General features: G+C 74.6%; 11 protein-coding genes. 3 read left to right on the top strand and 8 right to left on the bottom strand.

Going from position 1 to position 14,514, the window contains the following annotated elements; genetic code table 11:
* Positions 1-7: 7 nt before the first annotated feature.
* The 6 genes from MODMU_RS12945 to MODMU_RS12920 all read right to left on the bottom strand — a co-directional run bounded on the left by MODMU_RS12945 (position 8) and on the right by MODMU_RS12920 (position 7,692).
* Positions 8-1,084, bottom strand: a complete 1,077-nt coding sequence (locus MODMU_RS12945; RefSeq protein ID WP_014740715.1) for a GNAT family N-acetyltransferase — start codon at positions 1,082-1,084, stop codon at positions 8-10.
* On the bottom strand, positions 1,081-2,436 hold the full coding sequence (locus MODMU_RS12940) for a lipopolysaccharide biosynthesis protein (protein WP_014740714.1): 1,356 nt from the start codon (positions 2,434-2,436) through the stop codon (positions 1,081-1,083). The genes MODMU_RS12945 and MODMU_RS12940 overlap by 4 nt, the downstream gene beginning before the upstream one ends.
* Positions 2,426-3,082 (bottom strand): sugar transferase, encoded by a 657-nt coding sequence (locus MODMU_RS12935; protein ID WP_014740713.1) that lies wholly within the window; start codon positions 3,080-3,082, stop codon positions 2,426-2,428. The genes MODMU_RS12940 and MODMU_RS12935 overlap by 11 nt, the downstream gene beginning before the upstream one ends.
* Positions 3,079-4,236 carry a DegT/DnrJ/EryC1/StrS family aminotransferase gene (locus MODMU_RS12930; RefSeq protein ID WP_014740712.1) on the bottom strand — a complete coding sequence of 386 codons (1,158 nt, stop codon included), beginning with the start codon at positions 4,234-4,236 and terminating at the stop codon, positions 3,079-3,081. The genes MODMU_RS12935 and MODMU_RS12930 overlap by 4 nt, the downstream gene beginning before the upstream one ends.
* Positions 4,233-6,056 (bottom strand): nucleoside-diphosphate sugar epimerase/dehydratase, encoded by a 1,824-nt coding sequence (locus MODMU_RS12925; RefSeq protein ID WP_197537407.1) that lies wholly within the window; start codon positions 6,054-6,056, stop codon positions 4,233-4,235. The genes MODMU_RS12930 and MODMU_RS12925 overlap by 4 nt, the downstream gene beginning before the upstream one ends.
* Positions 6,057-6,198: 142 nt before the next feature.
* Positions 6,199-7,692: a tyrosine-protein kinase domain-containing protein gene (locus tag MODMU_RS12920; RefSeq protein WP_014740710.1), complete on the bottom strand. Its 1,494-nt coding sequence runs from the start codon at positions 7,690-7,692 to the stop codon at positions 6,199-6,201.
* A gap of 423 nt (positions 7,693-8,115) precedes the next feature.
* Between MODMU_RS12920 and MODMU_RS12915 the strand changes: the two genes are divergently transcribed.
* Together MODMU_RS12915 and MODMU_RS12910 are read left to right on the top strand one after the other, a co-directional pair.
* Complete coding sequence (locus tag MODMU_RS12915; protein WP_166503482.1) at positions 8,116-9,480, top strand: hypothetical protein; 1,365 nt, start codon at positions 8,116-8,118, stop codon at positions 9,478-9,480.
* 72 nt (positions 9,481-9,552) lie between these two features.
* Positions 9,553-10,506, top strand: a complete 954-nt coding sequence (locus tag MODMU_RS12910) for an NAD-dependent epimerase/dehydratase family protein (protein ID WP_014740708.1) — start codon at positions 9,553-9,555, stop codon at positions 10,504-10,506.
* 36 nt (positions 10,507-10,542) lie between these two features.
* Here the strand turns inward: MODMU_RS12910 and MODMU_RS12905 are convergent, their stop codons facing one another.
* The gene (locus tag MODMU_RS12905; protein ID WP_014740707.1) at positions 10,543-12,135 is read right to left on the bottom strand and encodes an FAD/NAD(P)-binding protein; all 1,593 of its coding nucleotides are present in this window, start codon (positions 12,133-12,135) and stop codon (positions 10,543-10,545) included.
* Positions 12,135-12,866, bottom strand: a complete 732-nt coding sequence (locus MODMU_RS12900; protein WP_014740706.1) for an acetyltransferase — start codon at positions 12,864-12,866, stop codon at positions 12,135-12,137. The genes MODMU_RS12905 and MODMU_RS12900 overlap by 1 nt, the downstream gene beginning before the upstream one ends.
* A 324-nt stretch (positions 12,867-13,190) precedes the next feature.
* Here MODMU_RS12900 and MODMU_RS12895 point away from each other — a divergent pair, with 324 nt between their 5' ends.
* Positions 13,191-14,510, top strand: coding sequence for a UDP-glucose dehydrogenase family protein (locus tag MODMU_RS12895; protein ID WP_014740705.1), 1,320 nt, complete (start codon positions 13,191-13,193; stop codon positions 14,508-14,510).
* Positions 14,511-14,514: the final 4 nt, after the last annotated feature.

Raw genomic sequence — 14,514 nt, 5'->3', positions numbered from 1 at the left:
CTCCGCGTCAACTGGTGCGTCGCCATGGCGGGAAGAACCCGGCCGTCGACGCCGTGCCGGCGAGCTCCCGGTAGCGACGCTCGTCGTGGACGATCTTGGCGATGTGGAAGGGCAGCGGGGCGCCGTCGGGGTCGAACCGCTGCTTGAAGACCTGCAGCGGGGAGTCGGTCCGGCCACCCAGTCCCCCGCCGAGGTGGAACCCGGTCATCGCCCGCGACTGCGCCCACTGGGCTGCGGCGAGGAAGCACCGGTTGGAGGCCCCGAGCGACCGGGCCGTCTCGTCGGACCCGCCGAGGTGGTAGTGCAGCCGGGGGCCGTGCACGAAGCAGAGCAGGGCGGAGATCAGCTCGCCGTCCAGCCGTCCCTCGACCAGGACCGGTTCGAGCACCGCGTCGTCGGCGAGCAGGGCCTCCCAGTAGGCCTCCGGGAAGAAGAAGAACGGGTCGGCTTCGTTGCGCCGCATCGTCAGCTCGTACAGCTTGCGGAACGGCTCGAGGGACTGCGGCCGGGAGGCGACGGTCACCACGACACCGGCCCGGTCGGCCCGCCGGGCAGCCCGCCGGTGGTGGGGGTGCAGGTTCCCGGCGAGGTCGCGCCCGGGCGAGACGTCCCACAACACGGTGGTGCCGAGCCGGACGAGCTCCGCGGTGGCCGGCACCAGGCGGGCGTTGCCCAGCACCGGGTGCAGCCGGAGGAAGGTGGTGACCACCCCGTTCGCCCGGGCCCAGGCGTCGAGGGCCAGCCCGAAGGAGGCCGGCCGGGGTTCGTCCCGCGCGACCGGACCGCCGTACCCGTACGCGCTGATGGCGTCCCAGCCAGCACCGTCGGCCAGCGGCCGCAGGAGGAGGGCCAGGGCCACCTCGCCGTCGGAGTCCCGGTAGTGGACCAGCACCGGCCGCGTGCCGGGTGGCTCCAGCAGGGCGGAGGCACCGTAGTAGGCCGCCCGCGTGTACGTGTCCAGGCCGCCGAGCCGCCGGACCAGCTCGTCCCACTCCGGGACCGGGACGACGCGCACGCCGCCGACGGACCGCACCGAGTCCGGCGGCCCGTCGCCGGGCCGCGGGCCGGTCGCCGGCGCGGTCATGAGCCGGTGCTCGAGGCGCCCACCGTGGTGCGCGGGACCGTGCCCGCGGAGGGCATGCGCAACCGGACCGTCACGGCCATGACGGTATAGGTCAACAGGACCCCGTAGGCGATTCCGACCGCTCCCAGCAGGTGCGACCCGGCGGTCCCGGCCGCCACGAGGACGACGCAGCCGAGCAGGGCACCGCGGGCACCGGTCCGCAGGTCGCGCAGGCCGGCGCAGGCGGCGGAGTCGACGTGGTAGCTGGCGAAGGGGATGCCGGCGGCGCACAGGACCGGCAGGACCGCCCGCGCCGCGGTGAAGTCCTCGCCGAGCAGCACCGGTATCGCGAACCACCCCCCGCACGCGACGACGACCGCCAGCGCGCCGCTGAGGGCGAGCACCGGGCGGTGCATCCGCTCCCATGCCGCCAGGCTCCCCGCCGCTGCCGTCCGCCGGGTCAGCAGGGCGGTCAGCGCCACCGGGGCGACGTAGGTCAGCTGGGCGAGGGAGGACGCAGCCGCGTAGATGCCCACCTGCGCCGCCGACCCGGTGGCCCCGAGCACCAGCCGGTCGCCGTTGACGACGAAGGACTGCCCCAGGGCCGCGACCAGGGCGAAGCGGCTGAAGCCGATGAGGTGCCGAGCCTGCCGTGACCACTCCCGGGCGGTCACGCGTGGCCGCGCCCGCCCGAGGACGTCCGCGGAACGACCGACCGCGACCTGGACCACGACGGAGACGGTGTTGCACAGCGCGAAGCCGAGCAGCGCGACCGCCGGCGAGAGGACCCCGGCGGCGTGCGCGCCCGCGATGAGCGCGAGCTGGCCGACGGCGTTGCCCACGGCGATCGCCAGCGACGTCCGGTGCCGACCGAGCCCGTGCAGGCCCTCCCTCAGCAGGTGGGCGCCGAGCGCGGGGACGGAGTAGACGACGAAGGCGACGGCCACTGTCGGGGAGGGGGTGGTGAGCAGGGAGAGGACGAGCAGCCCGAGGGTCGCGCTCAGCAGCAGGTGCGGCAGCGTGAGCAGCGCCGACAGCCGGACGTACCTGGACCAGGTCCACCAGCGGTCCGGCTCGGCGAGCAGCACCCGGGACGCGTTCCCGGCGCCCAGGCTGCTGACCAGCAGCAGCAACGTGGCCAGCGTCGTGGCCAGGACGAGGTCGCCCCGGTCCTCCGGGCCCAGCCACCGCGCCGACAGCAGGGCGACGAACATCTGCACCCCGACCTGGCCGAAGGACCAGAGCGGGAGCTGGACGCCCCGGAGGAGCGAGCGCAGCTGGCCGGTGGCCGCCCGGGCGCCACCTGCCGCCGCGCCGTCGGGGGGATCGGTCAGGGGCCGGCGACGGGCGTGGCGCGGACCCTCACGCGGCATCGTGCCGACCCGGGGCGGCGTCGGCCGGTGGCGACCCGGTGAACAGGTGCATGGTCGCCGCGCCGGGTGCGGAGATGCCCTGGCGGCGCAGCACGGTCGCCAGCGTGGCGGCGAGGATGCGCAGGTCGGCCCGCCAGCCGACGCCGTCGACGTACTCGACGTCGGCCGCGAACTTCTGGTCCCAGCTGAGCTCGTTGCGCCCCCGCACCTGGGCGAGCCCGGTGATGCCGGGCCGGACCTCGTGCCGGCGGGCCTGGTCGGGCGTGTACCTGTCCAGGTACTCCATGAGCAGCGGCCGGGGGCCCACCAGGCTCATGTCCCCGCGGAGCACGTTCCACAGGGTGGGTAGCTCGTCGAGGCTCGTGCTCCGCAGCCAGCTGCCGAACGGGGTCAGCCGCTGGGCGTCGGTGTCCACGCCGTCGTCCGCGCCGACCGTCCGCATGGTGCGGAACTTGACCAGCTCGAAGGGCGCGCCACGCAGCCCCGGGCGGAGCTGGCGGAACAGCACGGGGGAGCCGAGGTCCCGCCGGACCGCCGCGGCGACGACGGCCATGACCGGTGCCCCGACCAGCAGCCCGGCGCCCGAGACCACGACGTCGACCGCGCGCTTCACCCGGAGGTAGGGGACCGCCGGCCTCCCGCTCACCGGTGCCGGTCCAGGAAGTCGGTGAGGGCGGTCATGACCACCCCGACCTGGTCCGGGGTCAGCGCCGAGCCGCTGGGGAGCGTCAGCCCGGTGGCGAACAGGCGGTCCGCGGCGCCGTTCAGGAACGAGCGCCGGCCGGCGAACACCGGCTGGTCGTGCATCGGCTTCCACAGCGGACGGGACTCGATGTCGGCCGCGTCGAGGGCCGCGCGGAGGTCCTCGGCGGTCCAGCCGGCCGTGCCGGGGTCGACGACCACGGCGGTGAGCCAGCAGTTGTCGTCCTGGTCACCCCTCCGCTGGAACACCTCGACCCCCGGGACGCCCTCGACCACCTGCGCGTAGGCGGCCCGCAGCGCCCGGCGACGGGCGATCATGCCGTCCAGCCGCTCGAGCTGAGCCAGACCCAGCGCGGCCAGGACGTTGCTCAGCCGGTAGTTGTAGCCGATCTCGGTGTGCTCGTAGTGCACCGCCGGCTGCCGGGCCTGGGTGCTCAGGTAGCGGGCGCGGGTGGCGATCGCCGGGTCGTCGGTGAGCAGCATCCCGCCACCGCTGGTGGTCATGATCTTGTTGCCGTTGAACGAGAGCGCAGCGGTGACACCGAAGGACCCGGCGGGCCGGGACGCGTGCCGGGCACCGAGGGACTCGGCGGCATCGGCCACCACCGGGACCCCGGCCCGCTCGCACACGGCCGCGACCCGGGTGTGGTCGGCGCAGCGGCCGAGCAGGTCGACGGGGACGACGGCGGCGACCTCGACACCCTCGGCACGCAGGGTGGTCAGGGCGGTCTCGAGCAGGGCCGGGTCGAGGTTGCCCGACTCCTGCTCGCAGTCGACGAACACCGGTTCCGCGCCGGTGTACACCGCGGCGTTGGCGGTGGCCGCGAAGGTCAGGGTGGGGACCACGACGGCCGTCCCCGGGCGGGCGCCGGCCTGGAGGAGAGCCAGGTGCAGGGCCGCCGTGCCCGAGGACAGCGCCACGGCGTGCCGTCGTCCGCAGCGGTCGGCGACCTGCTCCTCGAAGGCGTCCACCATGGGCCCGAGCGGGGCGATCCAGCCCGAGCGGACGGCCTGCCCGACCAGTTCCTCCTCCCGGTCACCCACGTCCGGCGTGGACAGCAGGATGCGCGTGCGCGCGCCCGGCAGGGTGGCGGTCACCGGGCCACCGACCGCCGGTCGCGGACCGGCTGACCGGCTGCCCGGCCCGCGTACGTGCGGGTGGTCTGCTCGACCGCCCGGACGGTCGCCGGGTGCAGCGGGTGACCGGGTTCCAGGGCCGGCACCGGCACGTGGCTGATGAGGGGGTGGACGGGGCGCGTGTCCCGCTCGCCGGCCCCGAACAGGTCCTCGTGCAGCTTCTCGCCCGGGCGCAGGCCGGTGTAGCGCACGTCGATGTGGGCGCCCTCCATGGTGATCAGCTGCTCGGCGACGTCCGCGATCCGCACCGGGGCGCCCATGTCCAGGACGAGGGCCTCCCCGGCAGCGCCGATCGCGCCGGCCTGGATGACCAGCTGCACGGCCTCGGGGATCGTCATGAAGTACCGGGTGACCTCGGGGTCGGTGATGGTCACCGGGCCGCCGCGGGAGATCTGCGCGGCGAAGGTCTCCAGCACCGACCCCCGGCTCCCCAGGACGTTCCCGAAGCGCACCGAGAGCAGCCGGCCGTCGCTGAGCTCGGCATAGCTGGCGGTCAGCTGTTCCGCCATCCGCTTGGTCCGCCCGAGGACGTTCACCGGGTCGGCGGCCTTGTCGGTCGAGACGTTGATGAAGTGGGTCACGCCCACCGCCGTGGCCGCGGCCAGGACGTTCCGGGTGCCCAGGACGTTGGTCTTCCAGCCCTCGTCGGGGTACTGCTCGAGCATGTTGACGTGCTTCAGCGCAGCCGCGTGGAAGACCACGTCGGGTCGCCGCTCGGCGAACAGGGTCTGCAGCGCCTCCGCGTCACGGATGTCGGCGAGGATCGCCTGCGGGAGGTCCAGCCGTGCCTCGCCGAACATCCGGAGCTGCAGGGCGTGCAGCGCCGACTCGTCCCGGTCGAGCATCAGCAGCTCGGCCGGGCCGAACCCGGAGATCTGGTGGCACAGCTCCGCGCCGATGGAGCCGCCCGCCCCGGTGACCAGCACCCGCTTGCCGAGCAGGTAGTCGGCGATCTCCCCGACGTCGGTGTCGATCTGCCGGCGCCCCAGCAGGTCGGCGACGTCGATGTCGCGGACGTCCCGGATGCCGACGCGCCGGGCGAGCACCTCCTCGAACCGGGGCAGGACCTTCACGGTGAGCCCGGCGGCGTGGGCGCGACGCGAGATGTCGCGGACCAGCTCGGACCCGGCCGAGGGCAGTGCGATGACCAGGACCTCGGCCCCGGTCGCGGCCGCGGCGGCGGGCAGGCTGTCCCGTCCGCCCATCATCCGGATCCCGCGGATGCGGGCGTGCCGCTTCTCGGGGTCGTCGTCCAGCAGACCGACCGGGAGGTAGGGGCTGGCCGGGTCGCCGAGCATGGACCGGAGGAGCTGCTCGCCGGCGTCCCCGGCGCCGAAAATCAGCGTCGGCTGGCCGGTCCGCGGCCGGACGGCGCCCTCGCGCTGGCTCCGGATCGCCAGCCGGAGCCCGATCATCAGCACGAAGCCCACGATCGAGGCCATGGCCGGCACGCTGAGCGGCAGCAGGCGCGGGGAGCCGAGACCGACGTCGACGACCAGGACGACGAACGCGGTCGCCCCGACCGCCACCGCCAGGGCCTTGAGCTCGTCCGCGCTGCCGACGGCGTACCGCCCCTGGTGCAGGCGCACCATCGACGACGCCAGCGGGAAGACGAACACGGTCAGGGCCAGGACGACCAGCAGGCCGCGGGCGTCGACGGGTTCCAGCGACCCGTCGTACCGCGCCGCGGTCGCCAGCACCAGGCCCGCCTGCAGGGAGAGCAGGTCCAGCAGGAGCACCGCGCAGCGGACCAGCCTCCACCGGGCTCCGGGGTGCGACATCGTCATGGTGTCCTCCAGCCATCGGACCGGCTCGGTCCCGCGAGCCGGAGGGCGGGCGGTGGGGCAGGCGCGCGCCGGCGGACGTGGCCCCACCTGCCGGGGTGCCGAGCTGCCTGGGTCGAGATGGTCGAGGTCATCACGGTCATGCCGGGTCGCCCGCCCGGGTCGCCCGGCTGGGCGTGTGGTCGGCAGCGGGGTCCCGGTCCAGCCGCGATCGGCTGCCGTCGTCGTCGCCGTCGGGGACGTCGGGGACGTCCGGGCCGCCGCGGTCGGCGTCGGCCGGGTAGGCCCGCCCCCGCGCCTCGATGTCCCGGCCGCGCGGCACCCGGTTGAGGACCACGCCCAGGAGCCGGGCGTGGACCCGCTCCAGGGTGACCGCAGCCTCGGTGAGGTCGGCCTCGCGGGTCCGGCCGAAGCGCACCACGAGCAGGCAGCCGTCCGCGAGGGCGCTCACCGCGGCCGCGTCGATCACCGGGAGCAGGGGCGGTGTGTCGATGACCACGAAGTCGTGGCTGTCCCGGAGGACCCCCAGGAGCCCCCGGAGCCGGGCCGAGTCCAGCACGGCGTCGGTCTCGGTGGGCAGCGGTCCGGCACCCAGGACGACGAGCCGGCCGTCGCCCCACGCCTGCGTCGCCTCGCGCAGGTCCGCCGTCCCGGCGAGCACGTCGGTGAGCCCGGGGCCGTGCTCGTCGAGACCGAGGTACCGGGCCACCCGGGGCCGGCGGAGGTTCCCGTCGACCAGCAGGACCCGGCTGCCGGACCGGGCGAGGGAGACCGACAGCCGCACGGCGACGGTGGACGCGCCCTCGCCGGGCAGGGCACTGGTGACGACGACCACCTGCGGTGCCCCGCCCTCCACGTGGCGCAGGTTGACCCTCAGCGCCCGGTAGGCCTCGGCGGTGAGCGACTCGCCGTCGAGGACCGGGGAGACCGGGTGGGCCGCCCGCTGCTGGTCCTCGAAGACCCGGCCGAGGAGCTCGGTCCCGACGGACCGCCGGACCTGCTCCTCCCGTCGGACGGTGGTGTCCGTGCGCTGCCGCGCCAGCGCCGCCGCGCTCCCCAGCAGGAGGCCGAGGGCCGCGCCGAGCATCACGTTGCGGCGCCAGCCCGGGCTGGTCGGCTCGGGGTCGAAGTCGGGGGCCTGCAGCGTCTCGATCTGCACCGTGGGGGTGGTGCGGCCGTCCGGCGTCTCCAGCTCGTCGAGCCGTGCGGTGAACTGCCGCTGCAGGGACTCCGCGATGTCCTGGGCCCGCTGGGGTGCGCTGTCGGTGACCGTGACCTGCAGGATCACCGTCCCGGGCAGCGGGGTGACCGCGATCTGCTGCGCCAGTTGGTCCGCGGTGAGCGGCAGGCGGAGGTCGTCGACCACCCGCTGCGCCATCTCCTCGCCGGTGAGGACGCGGACGTAGGAGGCCATCCGCTGCTGGGCGAAGGTGTCGGCGTCCAGGGGGGCGGTCTGGTCGGGAGGGCCGGTCACGGACACGAAGAGCCGGCTCGTCGACGAGTACGTGCGTTCCGCCGTCCAGCTCAGCAGGGCAGCGAGGAGGACACCGAGCAGCACCCCGCCGGCGATCCACCGCTTCCTCGCTCGGATGGTCTCGAGCACGTCGTCGAACAACAACTGGCCCCCGTCCACGGACTCACCGCCGCCCCCTGGTCCGGGAGCTGGTGGACCGGGCAGGCTGGTGCTGGCACAGGAACGTAGTGCCGCAGGAGGCCCGGTCGGCCCGGCGCGAGCGCCCCGGAATCCGGCGGGTGACGGTCGGGTGGGGCGCGGACCGACGGCGTGTCCGCGTTGACGCGCGGGTATGGCTGGAGGTGACCGGCTGCGCACCATCCGTGAGAGCGGCCTGTCGTCATGAGACGCACGTCACGTCCTCACGCTGCGTGCGCAGCCGGACCGGTGGCTCCGGAGCTGCTGGTCCCGATGGTGCTGGTGACGGCACCCCTCCCGGTTCGCCGGCGTCCGGGTGGCGCCGCTGGGCCCGTCCCGACGCGTGCCGAGGTGGCGCTCCGTGACCGCTGTCGCGAGGGGCGCCGCGGGGCTAGCCTCCGCCACGTGACAGCGCGGGGGCTGGGACCGTGGCGGTGGGCCGCGGTGGTGCTCTTCGGCTACGTCCTGGCCCGTCCGGTCTCCTCCAACCAGGTGCTCGTCCCGGTGCTGGCGCTCATGGGCGCGCTCGCCGCGGGCGCCATCGTCCTCGCTCGCAGGCAGCTGGCCGGTCCGCTGCTGCCGGTGCTGCTCACGACCTTCGCCTTCGGCCTGACCGGCCTGGCCGCGGGACCGACCAACCCCGGGGTCTTCAGCGGTGTCCTGGTCTTCGTCGCGGCGCCGCTGCTCTGGTGGATGGTCGCGACGGCCGTGGACGAGCGGATGCTCCGCGCCGCGTTCACGGTCGCCGCGCTGGTGACGATCTGGCTCGGCGGGACGATCGCCGTCTTCGTCGCGCAGAGCACCGGCGGCCTGCCCGACGTCCTCCCCTCGTGGGTGCTGGACCAGTACGGGGCCGCCATCGGGGGCGAGTACGGCGCCGTGCGCGCCGACTCCAGCGACTACACGCAGATCCGCTTCTACGGGCTGACGACGCTGGTCGCGACCGGGCCCATGTGGGTGGCCTCGCTGGTCGTCCCGCGCGACCCGCTGCTGCCTCCCCAGTGGCTGCGGGTCGTGGCCGCGGTCGCCGCCACGGCGGGGACACTGGCGGCCGGGCGGCGTGCCCTCGCGCTGGTCCTGATCGTCTCCCCCCTGCTGGCGTGGGCGGTGAAGGCGGTGCTGAGCCGTTCCGGCGAGGCCCGGCTGTCCCGGCGCCAGCGCCGGGGCCTGGGCGTCGGCGCCGTCACCACCGTGGTGCTGCTGTACCTGACGCCGGGCGCCTCGGGGATCGTCACCGCCGCGGTGGGTGGCCTGGCGGGCTACGTGACCGGCGACGACGACGCTGCGACCAGCAGCCCCGACGACGTGCTCCGCACCTACCAGGCCGACCGGCTGCTGGACGCGTGGTCCTCCCAGCCGGTGTTCGGCCACGGCTTCGGGGCGGTCCTCAACGACTTCTCCCGCAGCGTCGAGGAGCCGTGGCGCTGGGAGCTGCAGTACCACGCCCTGCTGTTCTGGACCGGCCTCGTCGGCGTGCTGCTGGTGGTCGCGGGTGCTGCCCTGACCCTGAACGCCGTCGTCCGCGGGGCGCGCGCCCGGCCCGACCTGGTACCCAGCATGGTCGTCGCGTGCACCGCGGCGGCCGGGATGCTCATCGCCAACGCGACCAACCCCTACCTGCAGGCGCCGGCCCGGGTCTGGTCGATCTTCCTGCCGGTGGCGATCGCCAACGTGATGCTGATCAGCGCGGCGCGCCGGCCCGACGGCCCGGGTGGCCGGTCACCGACCGCCCGGGACCGGGTCCGGTTGCGGGCGCAGGCCCGCGGATGACCGTCCGCCGGCCGCCAACGGCCGTCACCGACCCGCACGGGGTCAGCCCCGGTGGCGGGAGAGGAGCACACCATGACCGTTCTCGTCACGGGCGTCGCGGGTTTCGTCGGCAGCGCGCTGGCCCGGCGACTGCTGGCGGCCGGTGAGCAGGTGGTCGGGCTCGACTCGTTCACCGACTACTACGACCCCGCGGTCAAGGAGGCAAACCTGGCGGCGGTCCCGACCGACGGCTTCCGCTTCGTCCACGCCGACCTCACGACCGTCGACCTCGACGAGCTGCTCACCGGGGTCTCGGTCGTCTTCCACGAGGCCGGCCAGCCGGGGGTCCGGAAGTCCTGGGGGGAGGACTTCGGCACGTACGTGACCGCCAACGTCCTCAGCACGCAGCGCCTGCTGGAGGCCGCCCGGCGCGCCGCGGACCTGCGCCGCCTGGTGTACGCGTCGTCCTCCTCGGTGTACGGCAACGCAGCTGCGTACCCGACGACCGAGGAGGACGTCCCCCGTCCGCACAGCCCGTACGGCGTCACGAAGCTGGCGGCGGAGCACCTGTGCACCCTGTACGCCGACAACTTCGGCGTCCCGACCGTGTCCCTGCGCTACTTCACCGTGTACGGCCCCGGCCAGCGCCCGGACATGGCCTTCCACCGGTTCATCCGCGCTGCCCTCGCCGACCGGCCGATCGTGGTGTTCGGCAGCGGTGAGCAGGTGCGCGACTTCACCTTCGTCGACGACGTCGTCGAGGCGAACCTCCGCGCCGCCGGTGGTGAGGTCGCGCCGGGGACGGTGTTCAACGTCTCCGGGGGGACCAGCATCAGCGTCAACGAGGTCCTCGGCGTCCTCTCCGACATCGCCGGCCGGCGCCTCCCGGTGGAGCGCGCCGGGGCCGTCGCCGGCGACGTCGGCCGGACCGGGGGCTCGGCCGACAAGATCCGGGAGGCGCTCGGCTGGCAGCCGACGGTCGACATCGCCGCCGGCCTCCGCGCGCAGTGGCGGTCGCTGGCCGGCGACGGCCCGGCCCCTGCCTGAATCCTCTAGCCGTCCGCTCCGGACCGTCGCGACGGCTCAGGCCGCCGCGAGCCGCCGCGCGAGGTCGGCGCCCAGGGCCGAGCCGTAGGAGCTGATCCGGCCGCAGTGCTCCATGTGCCACAGCGGGGCACCGTTGACCAGGTTGCCGGCCAGCAACGGGCCCATCACGAACAGGCCCGGAGCGGCCTCGAGGCAGGCGTCGACGGCGATGCCACCGCCGAAGGGGGTCGCCCGGCAGATCCCGCTGGTCAACAGCTGGGAGAGCAGCGTCGAGCCCGCCTGCCGGAGCTCCCTCGCCGGCCCGGCGCAGTTGACGACCACGTCGGCCGGGAGATCGAGGTCGAGCAGGCGGCCGTCCTGCTCGAACCGGACGTGCACCCCGTCCGGGGAGGCGTCCCGGACGTCGAGGAACCGGCCGGGGACCTGGTGCAGCCGGCCGTCGGTGCCGAGGCGCTCCACCACCTCGGAGTACTCCCGTCCGGCGCGCCGCTGGTGCCGGCCGAGCTCGCCCCCCCACCGCCCGGCGAATTCGAGGGCCTCCTGGCGGGGCAGCCGCCCCAGCAGCTGGCCCACTGCGCGGGAGATGGGCCGCAGCGTGTCGGCCACCGACAGCCCGAGGTCGCGTCCCCGGGCGATGTCCGCGAGCGCCGCGCGGAAGACCCCGACCGCCTCGACCGGGTCACCGTGGTCGAGGGCGAGCAGGTGCTCGGGGGAGAAGGGGAGGGGCTCGTGCTCGTCCTCCATCCGCTCGGGCAGCTCGCCACGGGGGGAGAGGACGGTGAACACCGCCTGCTGCAGGGCCGGGACGTCGAGGTCGTTGAGGTGGTAGAGCACGTCCATCGTGCCCGCGTTGCCCCCGATGAGGACGACGTGCGGAGGACGCCCGCTGAGCCTCGGTCGCTGCACCGCCGGGCGGATCAGCTCGACCGCCGCCGCCATGCCCCCGAACGGGTCGTCGACGAGGGCCACCGCCGGGTGCTCGTGGCGCGGGGGCAGCCGGGGGAGGACCGGTGGCGAGCCGGTGGCGAGGACGACCTGACCGGTCCGGACGTCGCCGCTGCCGGTGTGCAGCAGGTAGCCGCCGGCCGCGCGCTCGATCGAGCCGACCTCGTCCTGCACCACGTCCGTCCGGGCGAGCCCGGCCGCCTCCGCCCGGGCGATGGCACGCCAGGTCCGCTCCATGAGGTAGGTGCCGAAGACGTGCCGGGGGAGGTACAGGGACTCGAACTCGTCGAGGTCGAGCTCTGCCCGGTGCCGCGCCCACCAGCGCACGGACAGCGGACCGGCCTCGGCCACGAACTCGGTGAACACCCGGTCCTTGTTGCTCGCCAGCCACGCGACGAATAGCGCCCGCTCGTCGTCGGGGAGGAAGTCGCGCAGCGAGGTGATCAGCAGCGAGGCGCGCGCGGCGCGTCCGCCGTAGGCGATGCCGGAGAAGGCGTCCGGCTCCCGCTCGACGACACCGATCCGCAGCGGCGCGGCCGGCGGCCGGTCCTCCAGTGCGGCGAGCAGCCCCATCAGGACGTAGGCGGTCGAGGCGCCGGCTCCGACGAAGACCAGGTCGTGGTCCGCCGTCGGCCGCCCGGCCGTGCGCTCCATGCGCGACGCGTCGTGGACCGGTGCCGCCATCAGCTCACCGCGCCCAGCCGAGCCGGGCCGCGGTGGCAGTCCGCCGTCCGGTCCGGGGGCGGTTCCCCGGTGCGGTCGGGGACGACCCGCGCCGGGTTGCCCACGACGGTGGTGTGGTCGGGGACGTCGGTCAGCACGACGGCCCCGGCCCCCACCCGGCACCACCGGCCGATCCGCACCTTCGGGATCGCGACGGCACCCGCGCCGACGTGGGTCCCCTCACCGACCTGCACGTGGCCGCACAGGGTGGCGTGCGGGCTGATGTGCGCGAAGTCCCCGACGACGCAGTCGTGGTCGACGCTGGCGGCCGTGTTGACCAGGACGTGCCGTCCGATCCGGGCGTTCGGCTGGACGATCGCGCCGTGCAGCACGACCGTCCCCTCACCGATGCGTGCCGAGGAGGCGATCAGCGCGGACGGGTGGACGGCGCGCAGGTACCGGGCGGTCATCATGGCGACGAGCTCGGCGCGCTCACCGTTCCGGCCCACCGCCATGACGACGGGCACGTCGAGGAACGCCGATAGTCCCGCGTCGGCCAGCCGGACGCCGGGGTGCACGTCGACGCTGGCGGGGTGCTGGTTGGACGGCATGTCGTTGTACTGCCGCCGGACCCGGATGCCGCGGGCGCGCAGCACGTCGACCACCACCTGCGCGTGCCCGCCGGCGCCGTAGACGTCGCACACCGTGACGTCGCTGAGGGGCGGTCGGGTGCCGTTCAGTTCGGTGCCCATCGGTCATCACCGCCGAGTCTCTGGGGGGAGAGAGGGTCATCCGTCCCGTGTGGTCGCAGGAGCCTAGGGGCAACGACGGGCATCCAGGGGGCCGTCGGTCCCGGTCCGGTCGCCCCGCCGCCGGCCCCGCCCCGTCGGCGCGATCCGCGTGCGCCTGGGTGCAGGGAGTCACCGGACAGCGAGCGGGAGGGCTCGGTGCGTGACGACGGGCGCGAGGCGCCTGCCGGGCGGCCCGGCCGCTGGCCGGAGCGGGCCGCTGCGGTCCGCGGGCCCCTACGTTCTGCCCGGGACGTGGTGAGCGACGAGCACGGACGGGGTGGTGGCATGAGGATCTCGGTCGTCGGCTGCGGCTATCTGGGGGCGGTGCACGCCGCCTCGATGGCCGAGCTCGGTCACGAGGTCGTCGGCGTGGACGTCGACAGGTCCAGGACGGCTGCGCTCAACGCCGCCCGGGCACCCTTCTTCGAACCCGGGTTCGAGGAGCTGCTCGCCTCCGCGCTGGCCTCCGGGCGGTTGCGGTTCAGCACCGACATCGCCGACGCCCGGGACGCCGTCGTGCACTTCGTGTGCGTGGGGACGCCGCAGAAGCGGGGGGAGTACGCCGCAGACCTGCGCTACGTGGAGGCCGCGGTCGAGTCGCTGCTGGAGGTGCTGGACCCCGGTGACCTGGTGGTGGGCAAGTCCACGGTGCCGGTGGGCACGGCGGCGCGGCTGGCGGACATCGTGTCGGGCAAGGTGCCCGGCGCGATGCTGGCGTGGAACCCGGAGTTCCTCCGCGAGGGCTTCGCCGTGCAGGACACCCTGCACCCGGACCGGCTGGTCTACGGCCTGCCGAACAGCGCCGACGCCGACACCGCCCGGGCCCGGTTGGACGAGGTCTACGCGGCCATCGTCGCGGCCGGCACCCCGCAGGTGGTCACCGACTACGCCACCGCGGAGATGGTGAAGACGGCGGCCAACTCGTTCCTGGCCACGAAGATCTCCTTCATCAACGCGATGGCCGAGCTGTGTGAGGCCACCGGCGCGGACGTGAAGCTGCTGGCCGACGCCATCGGCTATGACGACCGGATCGGCCGCAAGTTCCTCAACGCCGGCCTGGGGTTCGGTGGCGGCTGTCTGCCCAAGGACATCCGGGCGTTCATGGCGCGGGCGGGGGAGTTGGGGGCCGACCAGGCGCTGACGTTCCTGCGGGAGGTGGACAACATCAACATGCGCCGCCGGATCCGGATGGTGGAGCTGGCGCGGGAGGTCTGCGACGGGTCGCTGCTGGGCAAGCGGGTGGCGGTGCTGGGGGCAGCCTTCAAGCCCGACAGCGACGACATCCGGGACTCCCCGGCGCTCAACGTGGCCGCGCAGCTGCAGCTGCAGGGCGCGGTGGTCCGGGTGACCGACCCGGCCGCGATCGACAACAGCCGCCGGCTCTGGCCGCAGCTGGACTACGCCGACACCCCGGAGGAGGCCGCCGAGCGGGCCGACGCCGTCCTCGTGTCGACCGAGTGGACCCAGTACCGCGAGCTGGACCCGGTCGCGTTCGGCAGGGTGGTGAAGCAGAAGCGGGTGCTCGACGGCCGCAACGCCCTGGACCGCGATGCCTGGGAGACGGCCGGCTGGACCTACCGGGCGCTCGGGCGCCGCGCCGGCTGAGAGG

The sequence above is a fragment of the Modestobacter italicus genome (genome assembly GCF_000306785.1).
GTDB classification, from domain to species: domain Bacteria; phylum Actinomycetota; class Actinomycetes; order Mycobacteriales; family Geodermatophilaceae; genus Modestobacter; species Modestobacter italicus.
The sequence above is the reverse complement of the archived record's forward strand: the minus strand, read 5'-3'. Positions and strand labels throughout refer to the sequence as shown.